Source organism: Comamonas sp. JNW, assembly GCF_003105075.1.
Lineage (GTDB): Bacteria > Pseudomonadota > Gammaproteobacteria > Burkholderiales > Burkholderiaceae_C > Comamonas > Comamonas squillarum.
Map to the genome: position 1 here is coordinate 201,109 of NZ_QETI01000007.1, position 15,875 is coordinate 216,983.

The following is a 15,875-nucleotide window of genomic DNA, read 5'->3' on the forward strand; positions in this document are numbered from 1 at the left end:
TAGCGACATGATCGACGTCACCATTGAGAATTTTGAAGCCGAAGTCATCCAGGCATCCATGCAGGTGCCCGTGCTGGTGGACTTTTGGGCACCTTGGTGCGGCCCTTGCAAAACCCTGGGCCCCTTGCTGGATAAGCTCGAAGTCGACTACGGCGGCCGCTTCAAGCTGGTCAAGATCGATTCGGACCAGGAGCAGCAGCTGGCAGGCATGTTCGGCATCCGCTCCATTCCGACCTGCGTGCTGATGATCGGCGGCAAGCCCGTCGATGGTTTCATGGGCGCCCAACCGGAAGGCAAGCTGCGCGAGTTTCTGGACAAGCATCTGCCGTCGGAAGCAGCCATGGCCGCCGAAGCGGGCGCCGATGAGGCCCAGCAACTGCTGGACAGCGGCGATGTGCAGGCCGCGCTGCAGATGCTGCAAGAGTCGCTGGCGGCCGACCCCAGCAATGACGATGCCCGTTTTGACTATGCCCGCCTGCTGATCCAGACGGGCGCGGTGACCGAGGCTGAAGCCCAGATCGAGGAGCCGCTCAAGCGCATCCAGCAGCCGCTGCGCTTTGTGGCCTTGAAGGCCTGGGCCCAGGCGATCCGCTTTGTGCACGAGGACGACCGGGGCGATTGGCCGCTCGAGCAGTTCGACGCGGCCATTGCCGCCAACAAGCGCGACTTCGACACGCGCTTTGCGAAGGCGCAGGCGCTGATGGCCGAAGGCCAGTGGACCGCCAGCATGGACGAGCTGCTGGAGATCATCATGCGTGACAAAACCTGGAACGACCAGGCTGCACGCAAGCTGTTTGTCGCCATCCTGGAGCTGCTGACCCCGCCCAAGCCCAAGGCCGCAGACACGGTGCCCGGCACTACGGCCGGCGGCATTGCGCTGACGGGCAAGGCCAGCAAGCAGGAGGACGAGGTGGGTGCATTGCTCAGCAGCTACCGCCGCCGTCTGAGCATGGCGCTGAACTGAGCCCCACTGGCGTGGCGGGTGCTGGTAGGCGAGGGCCGGTTTTTTGGGCAGCGGCCCAGCCCTTCCTGTACAGTAGTGGACCTACACCCCGTTGCAACTGCAAAACAGGGGTATGGTGGTTTGCACCTATACTGATAGCAGCAAAGCGGCGATGGGTGCGCGCAGGTGCCCATTTTGAGCGTCAATAGGCCCAAAGCTGTGGTCTTTGACGCTTGGGGCGCATGGGGCGTGCCGCTACCGCAGGAGAATCAACACCATGGGATTGTGGCAAAAACTGTTTGGCTGGCTGAGCCCCTCTGCGCCAACGGCTGCCCCCGCTGAAACCCCGACCCCGCACCCCGCCGCAGCGGCAGGCGGTACGCCGCAGGAGCCTGCGCGCGGCACGCGTGAGCCGGCCTTTGACCCGGCGGCCGAGCTGGCTGCGCCCTTGGTCGGCACGCCCAGCGCTGGCGATGTGCCCGCAGCACCCGCTGCCCATCTAGCAGCCGAGGCAGCGCCCAGCCCGCAGGCCGATCTGTTCGAGGCCGCAGCGGCCCGTGAAGCCGAAGTCCCTCCGTCCATTGCCGATCCCGCACTGCGCGAGGCGCTGTCCGCCTATGCCGGCATGGCCTGGGACCGCCAACTCGATTTTGCCGAGAGGGTGGGTGACCGCCCCTGGTCGGCCGATACGGCCCAGGGCCTGATCGCCTTTGGCGATGACCTGCGTTTTCGCATGCAGGTGCTGGGCTCCTACTCCTTCCAATCAGGCACCTGGCTGTGGATCTGGGCCCATACCCAGGCCGAGGTGGCGCCCGCCTTTACCGAAGTGGCACGCCAGCTGCAAGGCTTTGGCGCGGCCAAGAACCTGGCGCTGTTCACCGAGCCGCGCACCGCGCTGCGCCAGGAAGACCTGCATGTGATCGGCCTGATTGCCGCTGGCGCCGACAACAGCGCTGGCTACTACCTGGGCAACTATGGCGAGGGCATCTTGCTGGCGCTGATCGATCCCGACCATGGCCTGCCCACGACCGCGCCCCAGCCCGAACGTGTGCCGACCGTCGTGTCGCAACTGATCAGCGATTTCGAGCTGGACCACCGTGTGCTGCTGCAGCACTACCTGCCGGCCAAGGGCTTCAGCGTGCAGGAGACGGGCTCGCGCATCACCGGCCAGCATGGCCCACACCGCATCGTTGCCGATCTGGACGGCCAGGGCCGTATCAGTGCGATCTCCGGCAGCCTGGGCCCTGCCGTCTGATCGATCAGAAGCGGTAGTCCAGTGTCTTGCCGGGCGTACCGGCTGGCCCCACCTCGACACCCTGGTCGATCGTCTTGCCGCCATCGGCGCTGGCCTTGACTGTGTAGCGACCGCTGTCCAGGCGCAGCAGGCAGACGGGCCCTTGGGCCTGGAACTGCGCCACTTCCTGCCCCTTGCCATCGGCAATCACCACCTGGATCTTTGCGAGGTAGTCGCCCGACTTGGTCGCAAACAGCAGCGACAGCGGGTAGTCCTTCATCGCCGCACGCATCGCGGTCGATTCATCAATGCCAATGCCGCCGCAGACATACTGCACATCACCTGCTTTTTGCAGCGCGGGGTGCTGCGCATGGGCCGCAGTAGCCGACAGCAGCGCGGCGCAGAGCACGGCGGCACTCAGGGTGGGGGTGTGGTTTTTCAAGGCAGTCCTTTGCAGTCATGGATCTGCCTTGACTGTGCCTGGGCGTGGCTGTACCGCCTGTCAGCGAAGGGCGGACATGGCGGTACGCCTGCAGCGGCTTAAAAGCGTGGCAGATCGGGATGGGACAGCTTGCCCGCGCGCACCAGCATCTTGCCGTAATCGGCGCAGCGGTTCAGGGTCGGGATCACCTTGCCGGGGTTCAGCGAGCCCTGCGGGTCAAATGCGGCTTTCAAGGCCAGCATCTGCGCGTTCTCCTCGGCCGAGAACTGCACGCACATGCTGTTGAGCTTTTCCACGCCCACGCCATGCTCGCCGGTGACGGTGCCGCCCATGGCAACGCTGGTCTCCAGAATGTCGGCGCCAAACAGCTCGCAGCGGTGCAGCTGGTCGGGGTCGTTGGCATCGAACAGGATGAGCGGGTGCAGGTTGCCGTCGCCGGCATGGAAGACATTGGCGCAGCGCAGCTGGTACTTTTTCTCCATCTGCTGGATGGCGAGCAGGATATCGGCCAGGCGCTTGCGCGGAATGGTCGAGTCCATGCACATATAGTCTGGGCTCATGCGGCCGCTGGCGGGGAAGGCGTTCTTGCGGCCGCTCCAAAAGCGCAGCCGCTCTTCTTCGTCCTGGCTGATGCTGATGGCGGTGGCGCCTGCGGCGCGCAGCACCTGGCTCATATGGGCGACCTCTTCGGCCACCTCTTCGGGCGTGCCGTCGCTCTCGCACAGCAAGATGGCTTCGGCGCTGAGGTCATAGCCGGCATGCACAAAGTCCTCGACGGCAGCAGTCATTGGCTTGTCCATCATCTCCAGCCCGGCCGGGATGATGCCGGCGGCAATCACGGCGGCCACCGCATCGCCCGCCTTGCGCACATCGTCAAAGCTGGCCATGATGCAGCGCGCCAGCAGCGGCTTGGGAATGAGCTTGACCGTCACCTCGGTGGCCACGGCCAGCATGCCCTCGCTGCCGATCACCGCGGCCAGCAGGTCGTAACCCGGCACATCCAGCGCCTGGCTGCCAAACTCGATGGGCTCGCCCTCGACGGTGAAGCCCTTGATCTGCAGCACGTTGTGCACCGTGAGCCCGTATTTGAGGCAGTGCACACCGCCGGAGTTCTCGGCAATATTGCCGCCAATGGTGCAGGCAATCTGGCTTGATGGATCAGGCGCGTAATAGAGGCCGTAGGGTGCCGCAGCATCGCTGATGGCCAGGTTGCGCACGCCGCATTGCACCACCGCCGTGCAGGCGGCCGGGTCGATGTGCAGGATCTGGTTGAAGCGCGCCATCGACAGGGTCACGCCCAGCGCAATCGGCAGTGCACTGCCGGACAGGCCGGTGCCTGCGCCGCGCGCCACCACGGGCACCTGCAGCGCATGGCAGGCCTGCAGCACCGCCTGCACCTGGGCATAGGTCTCGGGCAGCGCTACTACCAGCGGGCGCTGGCGGTAGGCCGTCAGGCCATCGCATTCATAGGGTGTGGTGTCCTCGTCGTGCCACAGCAGGCAGTCGTCGGGCAGCAGCTTGCGCAGGGCGGCCACGACTTCGCGCTGGCGTTCTGCGCGCTCGGTCAAGGCCGCTGGGGGGGTGGAGAGGTCAACCTGGCTCATGCCCACACTGTAGCAAGTTGCGGGCAGCGTGCCGGTCACCGGGGCAACCGCCTGCCGGCAGCGCCCCGGGGGGGCATCAGCGAAAGATGACCGTCTTGTGGCCGTTCATCAGCACGCGGTACTCGCTGTGCCACTTCACTGCGCGGGCCAGCACCTGGCTCTCGGTGTCCTGGCCGCGGGCGGTCAGGTCTTCGACGGTGTCGGTGTGGTAGGCGCGGGCCACATCCTGCTCGATGATCGGGCCTTCGTCGAGGTCGGCCGTCACATAGTGGGCGGTGGCGCCAATCAGCTTCACGCCCCGGTCATGGGCCTGGTAGTAGGGCTTGGCACCCTTGAAGCTGGGCAGGAAGCTGTGGTGGATATTGATCGCACGGCCCGACAGCTTGCTGCACAGGTCGTTGGAGAGCACCTGCATGTAGCGCGCCAGCACGACCAGCTCGGCGCCTTCGGCCTCGATGATCTCGAACTGCTTGGCCTCGGCCTGGGCCTTGGTCGCCGCCGTCACCGGGATGTGGTGGAAGGGGATGTTGTAGCTGGCCGCCAGCTGGTAGAAATCGCGGTGGTTGCTGACGATGGCGCGGATGTCGATCGGCAGCAGGCCTTCCTTCCAGCGGAACAGCAGGTCGTTCAAGCAATGGCCCTGGCGGCTGACCATGATGACGGTCTTGATTTTTTCATCGGCCGCATGCAGGCGCCAGTGCATCTCAAAAGGCTTTGCAAAGGCATCCAGGTCTTCGCGCAGCTGGCTGGCAGCGCCGGTGCTGGCAAAGCGCACGCGCATGAAAAACAGGCCAGTGGCCGGGTCGTTGAACTGGGCGGCTTCTTCAATATTGCTGCCGTGCTCCAGCAGGAATCCGGATACCGCGTGGACCAGCCCCCGGCGATCAGGGCACGAGAGAGTGAGGATGTAAGCGTTGGTCATAACCTGCCATTGTCGCAGCGTTGGCCCGGGATCCTCGGTAAAACCCTCGCCCAATGGGATGGATGCGGATCGGGATGAGGCGCAAGGCGTCTTTCGCAGTCAATAGCGAGCTATTGACAAGGAAGGCAACGCAGCGGATCGCCCGAGCCCGCATTCAGACCATGGCAGGGATTTTTGCCGAGGATCCCTTGGGGAGTTCCCCAGTCGGGATTTGGTTTTATACCCTGGTAAAACGAGGTTCCGACTTTGTAAATAAACGTCAAGATTATAAATTTATTGTTCTGTCATCCTGTGGTCATCTGGGCAAGCAGCTGACCCGGAAAACTGCAGAAAATCAAAGACATCGACCAGAACCCGTGCGGCTTTGAAAAGGATGGTGGATAAGCGCTTCCTCGCTTTCCAGGCGTTGGCAGCACGGCATTTCCGCAATCAGTCCAAGCGGGTATGCAGCCACACCACAAGGGTGGTTTCGTGGTTTTCATGTTCGGCAATTGGGGGTAGATTGGCAGTTGGTCTCCAACCCCAAGTGAGTTTGGATTGGCCTATCGATTTCACCAAACTGCCGCCCTGACCGTGGGCATGCCCGAGCGCCATGTCCCGCTGCATGGGGCCGGGGTGCGGGTCGTCTGGCGCCAGTGCTGCCCCAGGGGCGGCCATCGCCGTGATCTGCGGGCACACGACCGATTTTTTGAGGATTTAACAGATGAAACGCGACACCATCACCCCGTCTCCCCAGGCCCTGGCTGCCCAGGCACCCCAGGCCATCAGCCTGGATGTGCTCAAGGAGAAGTACTTCAAGGGTGATGAGTCCAGCATCGAAGACCTGTACAGCCGCGTCGCACGCGCGCTCGCGGCGGTGGAAAAGCCCGAGCTGCAGGCCGAATGGGAAGCCAGGTTCTACGCCAACCTGCATGCCGGCGCCATTGGCGCGGGCCGCATCATGTCGGCCGCCGGTACCGACATCCAGGCCACCTTGATCAACTGCTTTGTGCAGCCGGTGGGCGACTGTATCCAGGGCTTTGACGACGAAGGCTACCCCGGCATTTACGAGGCGCTGCGCGAAGCGGCGGAGACCATGCGGCGCGGCGGCGGGGTGGGCTATGACTTCTCGCGCATCCGCCCCCGGGGCGCCGAGGTCAAGGGTACGGCCTCGATGGCCTCGGGCCCTTGCAGCTATATCAATGTGTTTGACCAGAGCTGCTCGACGGTGGAATCGGCCGGCGCACGCCGGGGCGCGCAAATGGGCGTGCTGCGCATCGACCACCCCGATGTGATGGAGTTCATCACCGCCAAGCGCACGCCGGGCCGCTGGAACAACTTCAATGTGTCGGTGGGTGTGCCCGATGCCTTCATGCAGGCGGTGGTGGACGATGCCGACTGGCAGCTGGTGCACAGCGGCAAGCCCAATGCCAAGCTGCGCGCCGAAGGCGCGGTGCTGCGGGATGACGGCCAGTGGGTCTACAAGACGGTGCGTGCCCGGGCGATGTGGGACACGATCATGACCTCGACCTATGATTTTGCCGAGCCGGGCATTTTGTTCCTCGACCACATCAACGACGACAACAACCTGCGCTACTGCGAGCGCATTGCCGCCACCAACCCCTGCGGCGAGCAGCCGCTGCCGTCCTACGGCTGCTGCGACCTGGGCCCCATCATCCTGACCCGCTTTGTGCGCAACCCCTTTGGCTTTGGCGGCCTGCCGAGCTTTGATTTCGACAGCTTCGAGCAGGTCGTGGCCACCCAGGTGCGTGCGCTGGACAATGTGCTGGATGCCACCTTCTGGCCGCTTGAGCAGCAGCGCGAGGAGTCGGCCGCCAAGCGCCGCATTGGTGTGGGCTTTACCGGTATGGGCAATACCTTGACGATGCTGACCCTGCGCTACTCCGACCAGGAAGGCCGTGACATGGCCAAACGCATTGCCGAATGCATGCGCGATGCCTCCTACCGCGCCTCGGTCGGCCTGGCCAAAGAGAAGGGTGCTTTCCCCAAGTTCGATGCCAAGGGCTATCTGGCCAAGGGCACCTTTGCCAGCCGCCTGCCCCAGGACATCCAGGACGACATCCAAAAACACGGCATCCGCAACAGCCACCTGCTGTCGATTGCGCCCACCGGCACCGTCTCGCTGGCCTTTGCCGACAATGCCTCCAATGGCATCGAGCCAGCCTTCTCCTGGACCTACACGCGCAACAAGCGCGAGGCCGATGGAAGCAAGAGCCAGTACCAGGTCGAGGACCACAGCTGGCGCCTGTACCGCGAGCTGGGCGGTGATGTGGAGCAGCTGCCTGCCTACTTTGTCTCGGCGCTGGAGATGTCGGCCACCGAGCACCTGGCGATGATGGAAACCGTGCAGCCCTATGTGGATACCGCCATCTCCAAGACGGTGAACATCCCTGCCGACTATCCCTACGAGGACTTCAAGAACCTGTACCTGCAGGCCTGGCGCGCCAATCTGAAGGGCCTGGCCACCTACCGCCCCAACAGCATTCTGGGTGCGGTGCTGGAGACCACGCCGGCCGCCAAGCCCGAGGCCCCAGCCGCCGAGAAGGCCCCGGCAGCGGCGGTCGTGGACCCGATGAAGCTGGTGATCGAGCGCCGCCCCGAGGGCGAGCTCAGCGCCGTGGCCGACAAGGTCGAGTACTGGACGCAGGAAGGCCAGCAGCGCCTCTACATCATCGTCTCCTTCCTGCCGGTGCCCAGCGCCGACGGCAAGAGCATGGTGGACCGCGCGGTGGAGTTCTTCATGCCGGTGGGCCAGAGCGGCGAGTCGCAGCAGTGGATTACCTCCAGCATGCGCCTGCTGTCGCTGGCCGCGCGCGGTGGTTTCCTTGAGCGTGCGCTGGCCGACATGCGCAAGGTCGCCTGGGACCGGGGCCCCGTGCGCCTGGGTACCTACCAGCGCGCCGATGGCACCCATGTGCCGATGTGGCATGACTCGGAAGTGTCCGCCATCGCCTACGCGGTGCAGCAAATCCTGGAGCGCCGCCGCCAGCAGAACCTGCCAGGTATCAGCCACTCCACCCTGACCCCGGCCGTGCCCGCCCCCGTGGTGAGCCAGGCGATGCAGACCATGGCTGGGAAAAAGTGCAACGAATGCGGCGCCCATGCGGTGATCCGCAAAGATGGCTGCGAGTACTGCACCTCCTGTGGTGCAGTGGGTGCCTGCGGCTAAGCCTGAAGCAGGGGCTGAACCTGGCGCCTTGCCCCCTAACGAAGAACGCCCGTGTCGCAAGACCGGGCGTTGGTGTTTTCAGGCTGCTTTGAACAGGTTCTCAGACGGGCATCAGCGCTGCGGCACCTTGGGCAGGAAGATGGCGACCATGCCCAAGAGCGGCAGGTAGGCGGCCATCGCGTAGACCTGTTCGATACCGCTGCGGTCGGCGATAACGCCCAGCACGGCGGCGCCCAGGCCGCCCATGCCAAAGGCCAGGCCAAAGAACAGGCCCGAGACCATGCCGATCTTGCCGGGAATCAGCTCCTGCGCGTAGACCAGGATGGCCGAGAACGCGGAAGACAGCACCAGGCCGATGATGATGGTGAGCACCACCGTCCAGGCCAGGCTGGCGTGAGGCAGGATCAGCGCGAACGGCGCCACACCCAGGATCGAGGCCCAGATCACGGGCTTGCGGCCGATGCGGTCGCCAATCGGGCCGCCCACCACCGTGCCCACGGCGGAGGCCAGCAAAAAGACAAACAGCAGCAGCTGCGCGTTTTGCACGCCCACGCCAAAGTGCGCCATCAGGTAGAAGGTGTAGTAGCTCGAGAGGCTGGCGATGTAGAAGTATTTGGAGAAGATCAGTACCAGCAGTACGCCCACGGCGCCCAGCACCTGCGAGCGCGGCAGGCCATTGGCCACCGGGGTGCGCGCGCCTTTGGCCGCGCGGTGCTGCACGGCGTACCAGCGGCTCACCCAGGCCAGCAGCGCAATGCCGCCGAGCGCCGCCAGGCCAAACCAGGCAATGCTGCGCTGGCCAAAAGGCACGATCACCGCTGCGGCCAGCAGCGGGCCCAGCGCCGTGCCGGTGTTGCCACCCACCTGGAACAGCGACTGCGCCATGCCATGCTTGCCGCCCGAAGCCATGCGGGCCACGCGCGAGGATTCGGGGTGGAAGATCGACGAGCCCGTGCCTACCAGGGCGGCGGCTACCAGCACCGTGCTGTAGTTGGGCGCAAAGGCCAGCAGCAGCAGACCGCCCAAGGTAAAGCACATGCCCAGCGGCAGCGAATAGGGCGTGCTGCGCTTGTCGGTGTAGAGGCCCACCAGCGGCTGCAGCAGCGAGGCGGTGACCTGGTAGACCAGGGTGATAAAGCCGATCTGGCTGAAGCTGAGCTGGAAGTTGCCCTGCAAGATGGGGTAGAGCGCCAGGATCAGCGACTGCATCATGTCGTTGACCATGTGGGCGGTGCTGATGGCACCTAGCACGCCAAAGGCGGTGCGGGGCGGGGCAGCTTGGCGCTGGGCGGGATGGGCGGCGAGGGAGGAGTTCATGGCGGCATGGGCCTGTGCGGTTCAAGACAAAGCCGCCATGCTAGGGCCGGGCCATTTGCCTGTCTTGCGCATTTTGGGCTAAAGTCTTCGCAAAACGGACATTTGATGCCTTACTACTTCCAGACGCTGGAGGAGATGGAGCGCAGCCCTGTGCCCATCGCCTGCCATGCCACCGATTACGCGCCGGGCAGCAGCACCGGCACGCACCGCCACCCTTTCCACCACCAGCTCATCCATGCGGTGCATGGCGTGATGCTGGTCGCCTCCGACGGCGGCCAGTGGATCGTGCCGCCCACGCGTGGCATCTGGATGCCGGCGGGTACCGAGCACCAGGTGCGCCATATCGGCGAGGTGCGCATGCGCAGCCTGTTTGTGCGCCCCCATGCCGCGCCCGGTCTGGCCGAACAGGCGCAGGTCGTGGGCATCTCGCCGCTGCTGCGCGAGCTGATTCGCGCGGCGATGCAGATCGACATCCCTTACGCGCCCGATTCACGCGATGGCCGCTTGATGCGGCTGCTGCTCGACGAGCTGCAGGCGCTGCCGGTGCTGCCGATGCACCTGCCCAGCCCGGCCGACCCGCGGCTGCAGCGCATCTGCGGGCATATCCAGCGCAAGCCCGACGATCAGGCCACCTTGGCTGATTGGGCGCGTTTTTTCGAGGTGGACCCCAAGACCTTGCAGCGCCTCTTTCTGCGCGACACCGGCATGGGCTTTGCCCGCTGGCGCCAGCAGGCGCGGCTGCTGCAGGCGCTGGAGCGGCTGGCACAGGGCCAGAAGGTGATCGATGTGGCGCTGGCGCTGGGCTATGACAGCCCGGGCGCCTTTGCCACCATGTTCAAGCGCCAGTTCGGTCAGACGCCGTCGGGGTTCTTCCGCTGATCAGGCGCCAGGTGCAGGATGCTGCGCAAACACCTCCTTGGCCACAAACAGGCCATTGAGCGCGGCCGGAAACCCGGCATAGACGGCCATCTGCATGATGATCTCCACCACCTCCTGCTGGCTGCAACCCACATTCAGTGCCGCCTGGATATGCACCTTCAGCTGCGGTGCCGCATGGCCCATCGCGGTGAGGGCGGCCACCGTGGCTATCTCGCGGCTTTTGAGGTCCAGCCCCGGGCGGCTGTAGATGTCGCCAAAGGGGAATTCGATCAGGTAATCCGCAAAGTCAGGCGCGATACCGGCCAGGCTGGCCACCACCTGTTCGCCGGCATGGCCATCTATCTCGCGCAGCTTGTCCAGGCCACGTTGGTAGCGGGAGGTTTCAGCCATGGTTCGGGTCCTTCTTTGGAGCGGCGTTTTTGCGGGGCGGCGCAGAGTCCGCGCTTTCCAGCGCCAGGTAGTGGGCAATCTTGTCTTGCAGCGCCTGGGCGGCTTGCTGCATCGCGGTGATTTCGGCCTGCACCTCGGCCAGGTGCGTTTGCAGCATGGCGCGCCGCGCTGGCACGGTGGCATCGCCGGTGCTGCGCAACTGGGCGAACAGGCGCATCTTCTGGATGGGCATGCGGGTGGTGCGCAGGCGGGTCAGAAAGGCGAGCCAGGCCAGGTCTGCTGCGGCATAGCGGCGTTGGCCGCCGGCCGCACGCGCTACGGCGGCAATCAGGCCAATGCGTTCGTAATAGCGCAAGGTGTGGGCGCTCAGCCCGGTGCGTTGCGATGCTTCTTCAATGCTGAGGGGTGGTTCCATGCAGGCATTGTCGAAGTTAGAGCGCACTCTAAGTCAAGCGTCGCCGCCGCTTTTGGGCAAAAAAAACTGTTTGCGCCTGGAGGGTACGCAAACAGCGGGGATGGGGGGCGAGAGGTGCGGCGTTTAGTGCACGATCACCGGTTGCTGGGCCAGGCCGGTATAGCGGTCCAGTGTGGCCTCGACTTCTTCTTCCGTCGGCGCATTGGCTTGCCAGGCCTGGATTTGCTGGTGGAACATTTCTGCCCAGGCACCATCGAGGTACAGCTCCTTGCCGCTGCGCTTGTCCACAATCTCAAAACCCTGGCGCTGCAGATGGCGCAGCGGCTCGGTAACGGTGGGGTTGGTGACGGAAGCACCATCGTTGGACAGGGGCAGCTCTGGCGTCAGGTGCAACACCACAAAAGAGTCCGAGTCGTAAATCATTTGCATGATGTTCCTCCTTGTGAAGTGCAGGTGGTGGCAGTTTGCGGATTTGCAAGTCTGCGTCCACATGTCCGTTGTAGCAGGTTTTGATGGCATTCCTGGCAATTGGCGCCCTTTTTACGGCCAAACGTCGCAAATCAGGGACGTATCGCGCAGGCTTTGTCGTACAAAGCCGCGCAGCGCGGCGGTTCAAGGCGGGCTGTCCACCGTTGCCGCCTGCAGTTGCAGATCGGCAAAATCGCCATTGGACTGGGACAGGCGGATGCGCACCGGCAGGTACTGCAGCGACGGGGCCAGCCAGAGATGGGCCGTTTGGTCCTGGCCCTTGCGCGGCTGGCGCGTCAGGCGCAAGCTGGGGGTGGGCCCGGCGGGCAGATCCAGCGTTTCGGGGCCGTCGACGACAAAGGTCCAGACCTCGGCGCTGCGCGCGCTGGTCACGTTGATCGCCACCGTGCTGCCCGGCGCATAGCGCTCGGGGTTGGCCGCCACCATGCTCGAGAGCTGCAAAAAGATCGACAGCCGGTCTTGTACGCCAGCGCTCACGGCCTGGGGCTCGTCGCCGTCGCTGTAGCGGATACGGGCTGCCGGGGCATCGAGCTCGGCGCTGCGCTCTTTGCGCGCCTTGTCGACAAAACGCTGGGGCGCCAGGCCGTGGGGCGTAATCAGCCCGCTGCTGGTCTGGCTGCGGCTGCCCATCAAAAAGGCCGACACCTCCTGCTCGGCCTGGTAGCGCTGGCCATCGGACTTGAACGTCAGCTGCGCCTTGGCCGAATACTGGAAGCCCTTGGCCGAGCCCTTGGCCTGGAACTGCAGCCGCGCCGAGGGCGGCAGCTTGATCGCTGGCAGCGGGCCGGCATAGCCGGGGCTGCCAATGCCTATCGCGGGCGCGGGTTCGCTGGCGCTAGCACTGGGCGCCTCCGTCTCGGCCTTGGCCTCCGAGGTGGATGGACTGGCGCTGGGATTGGCATCGCCCTGGTCTGCAACGGCATGGAGCGGCTGCAGATCGGCCGCAGAGCCGGGGATGGGCTCCGGCATGGGCGCGGGGCTCGCTTCGCCGGATGCGAGCAGTTGGTCCAGAGCCGAAGGGGCAGTGGGTGCCGCGTCGGCTTCTGTGGTGGGCGCTGCCTCCGAGGTGGCTGGTTTTTCGGTGGACGCTTCCCGGAACTTGGGGCCCACACTCGCGCGGCTGGCGGGCGTCTGTTCTGGCGGCGCTTTTTGGACCTGGGGCCGGGGGGCGGCAGGCGCCGCTTGCGCCACGCTGGGCCTGGAGGCCGGCGTGGGTGCAGGCGGCACGGCAGCCGGGGGCGGTGGGGCTATTTGGCGCACCTCAAAGCGCAGCTCCTTGGGGGTGCTGCCGGTGATGCGCGCCTTTCTCAGCGCCTCCTGCACCCCGGGCCAGGCCAGCAGCAGCCCATGGGCGGCCAGCACGGCAAAAGTCAGCAGGATGAGGGGGCGTTGGCGCATGAGACGCCCAGTGTAGTGCCTGCTGCGCAGGCCCACAGGGCAGCTGGATTAGGTTGGCTGCAGGGCCTGACCGCCTGGTTCAGTGCCGCTGTAACCCAGCGCGTGCGAGAGCTGGGCGGCGATGGTCTGCAGGCCCTGGGCGATCGCGCCTTGGGGGGCGGGGTCGAATGTGGCCTGCGTGCCCAGGCTGGTGATGCCCAGCACCAACTGGCCGCGCGCATCGAAGACAGGCGCACACAGTGCGACCACGCTGGGCAGCAGGGTGTCGACCACGCAGGCGGTGCCCTGGCTGCGCACCTGGGCGAACAGCTGGTGCGCGGCGGCGGCGGTCTGGGGCAGGTCGCTGCGCCCGGCCAGGCGCGCCTGGGCCAGCTCGCGCTCCAGGGCGGCTTCGGTCCGTGCGGCGGGCAGCCAGGCGCCAAAGCAGCGCCCGGTAGCCGATGAGAGCAGCGGCATCACATCGCCCAGGCGCAGGTGGCCGGTGGTGCCGTGGGGCGGCTCCTCCCAGTGCACGATGGTGGCGCCATGGTTGCCCCAGACGGCCAGCGCCACCGTGTGGCCCAGGCGGTCGAGCCAATCGGGCATGCGCTCGCGCGCCAGCCGCACCGCATCGCTGCGGCGCAGTGCCGCCAGCCCCAGCTGCAAGGCCATCGGGCCCAGGTCGTAGCGCGAGGTGGCCGCCTCCTGCTTGACCAGGCCGCTGCGCTGGTAGCTCACCAGATAACGGTGGGCCTTGGCTGCCGGCATCGCAGCGGCCTGCGCCAGGTCTTTGAGTGCCAGCGGCCCACGGGCCTCCACCAGCGCCTGCAACAGCGCAAATCCCACCTCGACTGACTGAATGCCTGCACGATCCTTGTCCATGGCGGTAGTTTAAGGTATTCTAAAAAAAAGGAATGCATTTTACTAATCGTAATTTGGCGGCATAAAGCATGGCCATCGGCATGTGCAAGGGCTGCGCCAAGCACCCAGCCCGGGGGCAATCTGGCACGATAGAGGCATGTTTGACTGTGAGACACCGGTATGAAGCTTGCAAGCTATAAAGACGGATCGCGCGACGGCCAGCTGGTCGTTGTCTCGCGCGACCTGCGCACGGCCCATTACGCCTCCGGAATTGCGCACCGCCTCCAGCAGGTGCTCGACGACTGGTATTTCTACGCCCCCCAGCTGCAGGATCTGTACGACGCGCTCAATGCTGACCGCGCGCGCCACAGTTTTGACTTCAACTCCGCCCAGTGCATGGCACCGCTGCCGCGCGCCTACCAGTGGCTCTGTGGCGCCGCCTACCTGAGCCATGTGGCCTTGCTGCGCCAGGCTCCGGGCGAGGATTTGCCCGCTGCGCTGAAGACCGATCCCTTGGTCCACCAAGGCGCGGGCGACGCCTTCATCGGCCCCTGCGACGACATCGTCGTGGCCAGCGAGGCCATGGGCATTGATTTCTCGGCCGAGCTGGCCGTCATCACCGGCGATGTGAAGCAAGACAGCAGCCCCGAAGATGCGCTCGACAGCGTGCGCCTGCTGATGCTGGCCAACCCGGTGAGCCTGCGCCAGCTGCAGGCGGCCGAGCAGGACAAGGGCGCGGGCCTGGTGCAGAGCAAGCCAGTGACGGCCTTCAGCCCGGTGGCCATCACCCCCGATGAACTGGGCGACGCCTGGCGCGGCGGCAAGGTGCACCTGGCCTTGCAGACCAGCTGGAACGGCCGCAAGGTCGGCATGTGCGATGCGGGCCCGGAGATGGATTTTCACTTTGGCCAGCTGATCGCCCATGCCGCCAAGACGCGCCACCTGCGCGCCGGCACCGTGCTGGGCAGCGGCACCGTCAGCAACAGCGGCGCCGAAAAGCACGGCCGCATGGACTGGCCCAAGGGCTACGGCTGCATTGCCGAAAAGCGCAGCATGGAAGTGCTGCAAAAAAGCAAGAGCACCACCGGCTTCATGCAGTTTGGCGACACGGTGCGCATCGAGATGAAGGGCAAGGACGGCCACAGCCTGTTTGGCGCGATTGACCAGAACGTGGCCTCGCTCTACCAGACGCAGGCCGATGCCGTGGCCGAGCCGGAGGCCGCTGCATGACGGCCAGGCTGCATGCATGCCTGCGGCGGACGCAGCCGCTGCGGCGCCGTGCATGCAGCCCTGCGGGCCGCAGGGCGGCGCTAATCGGGCAGGCTGGTCTGGCGCGCGTGCTGCAGCAGGCGGTCGAGCAGCACACTGAGCTGCTCGCGCTCGTCGATCGTCAGCGCCGAGAGAATCTCTTCATTGCGGCGGGCGATGACCACCATCACTTTTTCCCAGCATTCGCAGCCCTTGGGCGTGAGGCTGAGCACCACGCCGCGTCCATCGACTTCGCTGGCTTGCTTGAGCACCAGGCCCTGCTCGACCAGTGCCTGGGTGGAGCGGCTGGCCTGGGCCTTGTTCAGGTTGGCGCGCATCGCCAGGTCATTGACCGACAGGGGATGGAACGCGCCAATGGCTGCCAGGCAGCGGGCCTCGCTGATAGGAATGCCCACCTCTTCCTCGTACACCATCTGGGTGGTGCGGTCGGTGACTTTGGCCAGTGCATGCAGGCGGTGGGTATAGGTACGGTCCAGCGGCGTGTTCAACGCGTCTCCTTGGTTTTGTATCAATGCTGGCTGGGAAAACAGCTACCGCGACTATGTCACGGAGCCCCGCTTTGCG

The 15,875-nt window shown here is 65.3% G+C and carries 15 protein-coding genes; 5 read left to right on the forward strand and 10 right to left on the reverse strand.

All coding sequences use genetic code 11. From position 1 onward, the window contains the following. Window positions 1-7 precede the first annotated feature (7 nt). Both trxA and DCO45_RS12505 read left to right on the forward strand, forming a co-directional pair. The gene (gene trxA, locus DCO45_RS12500; protein WP_116926147.1) at window positions 8-964 is read left to right on the forward strand and encodes a thioredoxin; all 957 of its coding nucleotides are present in this window, start codon (window positions 8-10) and stop codon (window positions 962-964) included. Window positions 965-1,220: 256 nt separating this feature from the next. Then, on the forward strand, window positions 1,221-2,198 hold the full coding sequence (locus tag DCO45_RS12505) for a DUF6882 domain-containing protein (protein ID WP_133248151.1): 978 nt from the start codon (window positions 1,221-1,223) through the stop codon (window positions 2,196-2,198). A 4-nt stretch (window positions 2,199-2,202) separates the two neighbouring features. Here the strand turns inward: DCO45_RS12505 and DCO45_RS12510 are convergent, their stop codons facing one another. The 3 genes from DCO45_RS12510 to purU all read right to left on the reverse strand — a co-directional run bounded on the left by DCO45_RS12510 (window position 2,203) and on the right by purU (window position 5,145). After that, window positions 2,203-2,619 carry a carboxypeptidase regulatory-like domain-containing protein gene (locus DCO45_RS12510; protein WP_232539502.1) on the reverse strand — a complete coding sequence of 139 codons (417 nt, stop codon included), beginning with the start codon at window positions 2,617-2,619 and terminating at the stop codon, window positions 2,203-2,205. A 98-nt stretch (window positions 2,620-2,717) separates the two neighbouring features. Continuing rightward, window positions 2,718-4,223: an FAD-linked oxidase C-terminal domain-containing protein gene (locus DCO45_RS12515; RefSeq protein ID WP_116926150.1), complete on the reverse strand. Its 1,506-nt coding sequence runs from the start codon at window positions 4,221-4,223 to the stop codon at window positions 2,718-2,720. Between the two features lie 76 nt (window positions 4,224-4,299). Beyond that, window positions 4,300-5,145 carry a formyltetrahydrofolate deformylase gene (gene purU, locus DCO45_RS12520; protein ID WP_116926151.1) on the reverse strand — a complete coding sequence of 282 codons (846 nt, stop codon included), beginning with the start codon at window positions 5,143-5,145 and terminating at the stop codon, window positions 4,300-4,302. Window positions 5,146-5,848: 703 nt separating this feature from the next. Here purU and DCO45_RS12525 point away from each other — a divergent pair. Beyond that, window positions 5,849-8,314, forward strand: a complete 2,466-nt coding sequence (locus tag DCO45_RS12525) for an adenosylcobalamin-dependent ribonucleoside-diphosphate reductase (RefSeq protein WP_116926152.1) — start codon at window positions 5,849-5,851, stop codon at window positions 8,312-8,314. A gap of 111 nt (window positions 8,315-8,425) precedes the next feature. Here the strand turns inward: DCO45_RS12525 and DCO45_RS12530 are convergent, their stop codons facing one another. Then, the gene (locus DCO45_RS12530; protein WP_116926153.1) at window positions 8,426-9,631 is read right to left on the reverse strand and encodes an MFS transporter; all 1,206 of its coding nucleotides are present in this window, start codon (window positions 9,629-9,631) and stop codon (window positions 8,426-8,428) included. Window positions 9,632-9,736: 105 nt separating this feature from the next. Between DCO45_RS12530 and DCO45_RS12535 the strand changes: the two genes are divergently transcribed. Beyond that, a complete protein-coding gene (locus tag DCO45_RS12535; RefSeq protein ID WP_116926211.1) occupies window positions 9,737-10,510 on the forward strand; it encodes a helix-turn-helix transcriptional regulator in 774 nt (257 codons plus the stop codon). On the opposite strand, the gene DCO45_RS12540 is transcribed toward DCO45_RS12535, so the two are convergent. From DCO45_RS12540 to DCO45_RS12560, 5 genes are all read right to left on the reverse strand, one after another. Then, window positions 10,511-10,900 carry a carboxymuconolactone decarboxylase family protein gene (locus tag DCO45_RS12540; protein ID WP_116926154.1) on the reverse strand — a complete coding sequence of 130 codons (390 nt, stop codon included), beginning with the start codon at window positions 10,898-10,900 and terminating at the stop codon, window positions 10,511-10,513. Beyond that, the gene (locus tag DCO45_RS12545; RefSeq protein WP_116926155.1) at window positions 10,893-11,315 is read right to left on the reverse strand and encodes a MerR family transcriptional regulator; all 423 of its coding nucleotides are present in this window, start codon (window positions 11,313-11,315) and stop codon (window positions 10,893-10,895) included. The genes DCO45_RS12540 and DCO45_RS12545 overlap by 8 nt, the downstream gene beginning before the upstream one ends. 123 nt (window positions 11,316-11,438) lie before the next feature. Next, window positions 11,439-11,744: a DUF3567 domain-containing protein gene (locus tag DCO45_RS12550; RefSeq protein ID WP_021027590.1), complete on the reverse strand. Its 306-nt coding sequence runs from the start codon at window positions 11,742-11,744 to the stop codon at window positions 11,439-11,441. Window positions 11,745-11,927: 183 nt separating this feature from the next. Further along, on the reverse strand, window positions 11,928-13,202 hold the full coding sequence (locus tag DCO45_RS12555; RefSeq protein ID WP_116926156.1) for a DUF3108 domain-containing protein: 1,275 nt from the start codon (window positions 13,200-13,202) through the stop codon (window positions 11,928-11,930). Between the two features lie 48 nt (window positions 13,203-13,250). Further along, the gene (locus DCO45_RS12560) at window positions 13,251-14,063 is read right to left on the reverse strand and encodes an IclR family transcriptional regulator (protein WP_116926157.1); all 813 of its coding nucleotides are present in this window, start codon (window positions 14,061-14,063) and stop codon (window positions 13,251-13,253) included. Between the two features lie 159 nt (window positions 14,064-14,222). Here DCO45_RS12560 and DCO45_RS12565 point away from each other — a divergent pair, with 159 nt between their 5' ends. Further along, entirely contained in the window at window positions 14,223-15,272 is a 1,050-nt protein-coding gene (locus DCO45_RS12565; RefSeq protein WP_116926158.1) for a fumarylacetoacetate hydrolase family protein, read from the forward strand. Between the two features lie 80 nt (window positions 15,273-15,352). On the opposite strand, the gene DCO45_RS12570 is transcribed toward DCO45_RS12565, so the two are convergent. Then, the gene (locus tag DCO45_RS12570) at window positions 15,353-15,799 is read right to left on the reverse strand and encodes a MarR family winged helix-turn-helix transcriptional regulator (protein WP_243419335.1); all 447 of its coding nucleotides are present in this window, start codon (window positions 15,797-15,799) and stop codon (window positions 15,353-15,355) included. Window positions 15,800-15,875: the final 76 nt, after the last annotated feature.

Bases quoted from the DNA above. Each gene is read 5' to 3' on its own strand.
- trxA (WP_116926147.1), top strand. From the start codon at position 8: ATGATCGACGTCACCATTGAGAATTTTGAAGCCGAAGTCATCCAGGCA.
- DCO45_RS12505 (WP_133248151.1), top strand. From the start codon at position 1,221: ATGGGATTGTGGCAAAAACTGTTTGGCTGGCTGAGCCCCTCTGCGCCA.
- DCO45_RS12515 (WP_116926150.1), bottom strand. From the start codon at position 4,223: ATGAGCCAGGTTGACCTCTCCACCCCCCCAGCGGCCTTGACCGAGCGC.
- purU (WP_116926151.1), bottom strand. From the start codon at position 5,145: ATGACCAACGCTTACATCCTCACTCTCTCGTGCCCTGATCGCCGGGGG.
- DCO45_RS12525 (WP_116926152.1), top strand. From the start codon at position 5,849: ATGAAACGCGACACCATCACCCCGTCTCCCCAGGCCCTGGCTGCCCAG.
- DCO45_RS12530 (WP_116926153.1), bottom strand. From the start codon at position 9,631: ATGAACTCCTCCCTCGCCGCCCATCCCGCCCAGCGCCAAGCTGCCCCG.
- DCO45_RS12535 (WP_116926211.1), top strand. From the start codon at position 9,737: ATGCCTTACTACTTCCAGACGCTGGAGGAGATGGAGCGCAGCCCTGTG.
- DCO45_RS12540 (WP_116926154.1), bottom strand. From the start codon at position 10,900: ATGGCTGAAACCTCCCGCTACCAACGTGGCCTGGACAAGCTGCGCGAG.
- DCO45_RS12545 (WP_116926155.1), bottom strand. From the start codon at position 11,315: ATGGAACCACCCCTCAGCATTGAAGAAGCATCGCAACGCACCGGGCTG.
- DCO45_RS12550 (WP_021027590.1), bottom strand. From the start codon at position 11,744: ATGCAAATGATTTACGACTCGGACTCTTTTGTGGTGTTGCACCTGACG.
- DCO45_RS12555 (WP_116926156.1), bottom strand. From the start codon at position 13,202: ATGCGCCAACGCCCCCTCATCCTGCTGACTTTTGCCGTGCTGGCCGCC.
- DCO45_RS12560 (WP_116926157.1), bottom strand. From the start codon at position 14,063: ATGGACAAGGATCGTGCAGGCATTCAGTCAGTCGAGGTGGGATTTGCG.
- DCO45_RS12565 (WP_116926158.1), top strand. From the start codon at position 14,223: ATGAAGCTTGCAAGCTATAAAGACGGATCGCGCGACGGCCAGCTGGTC.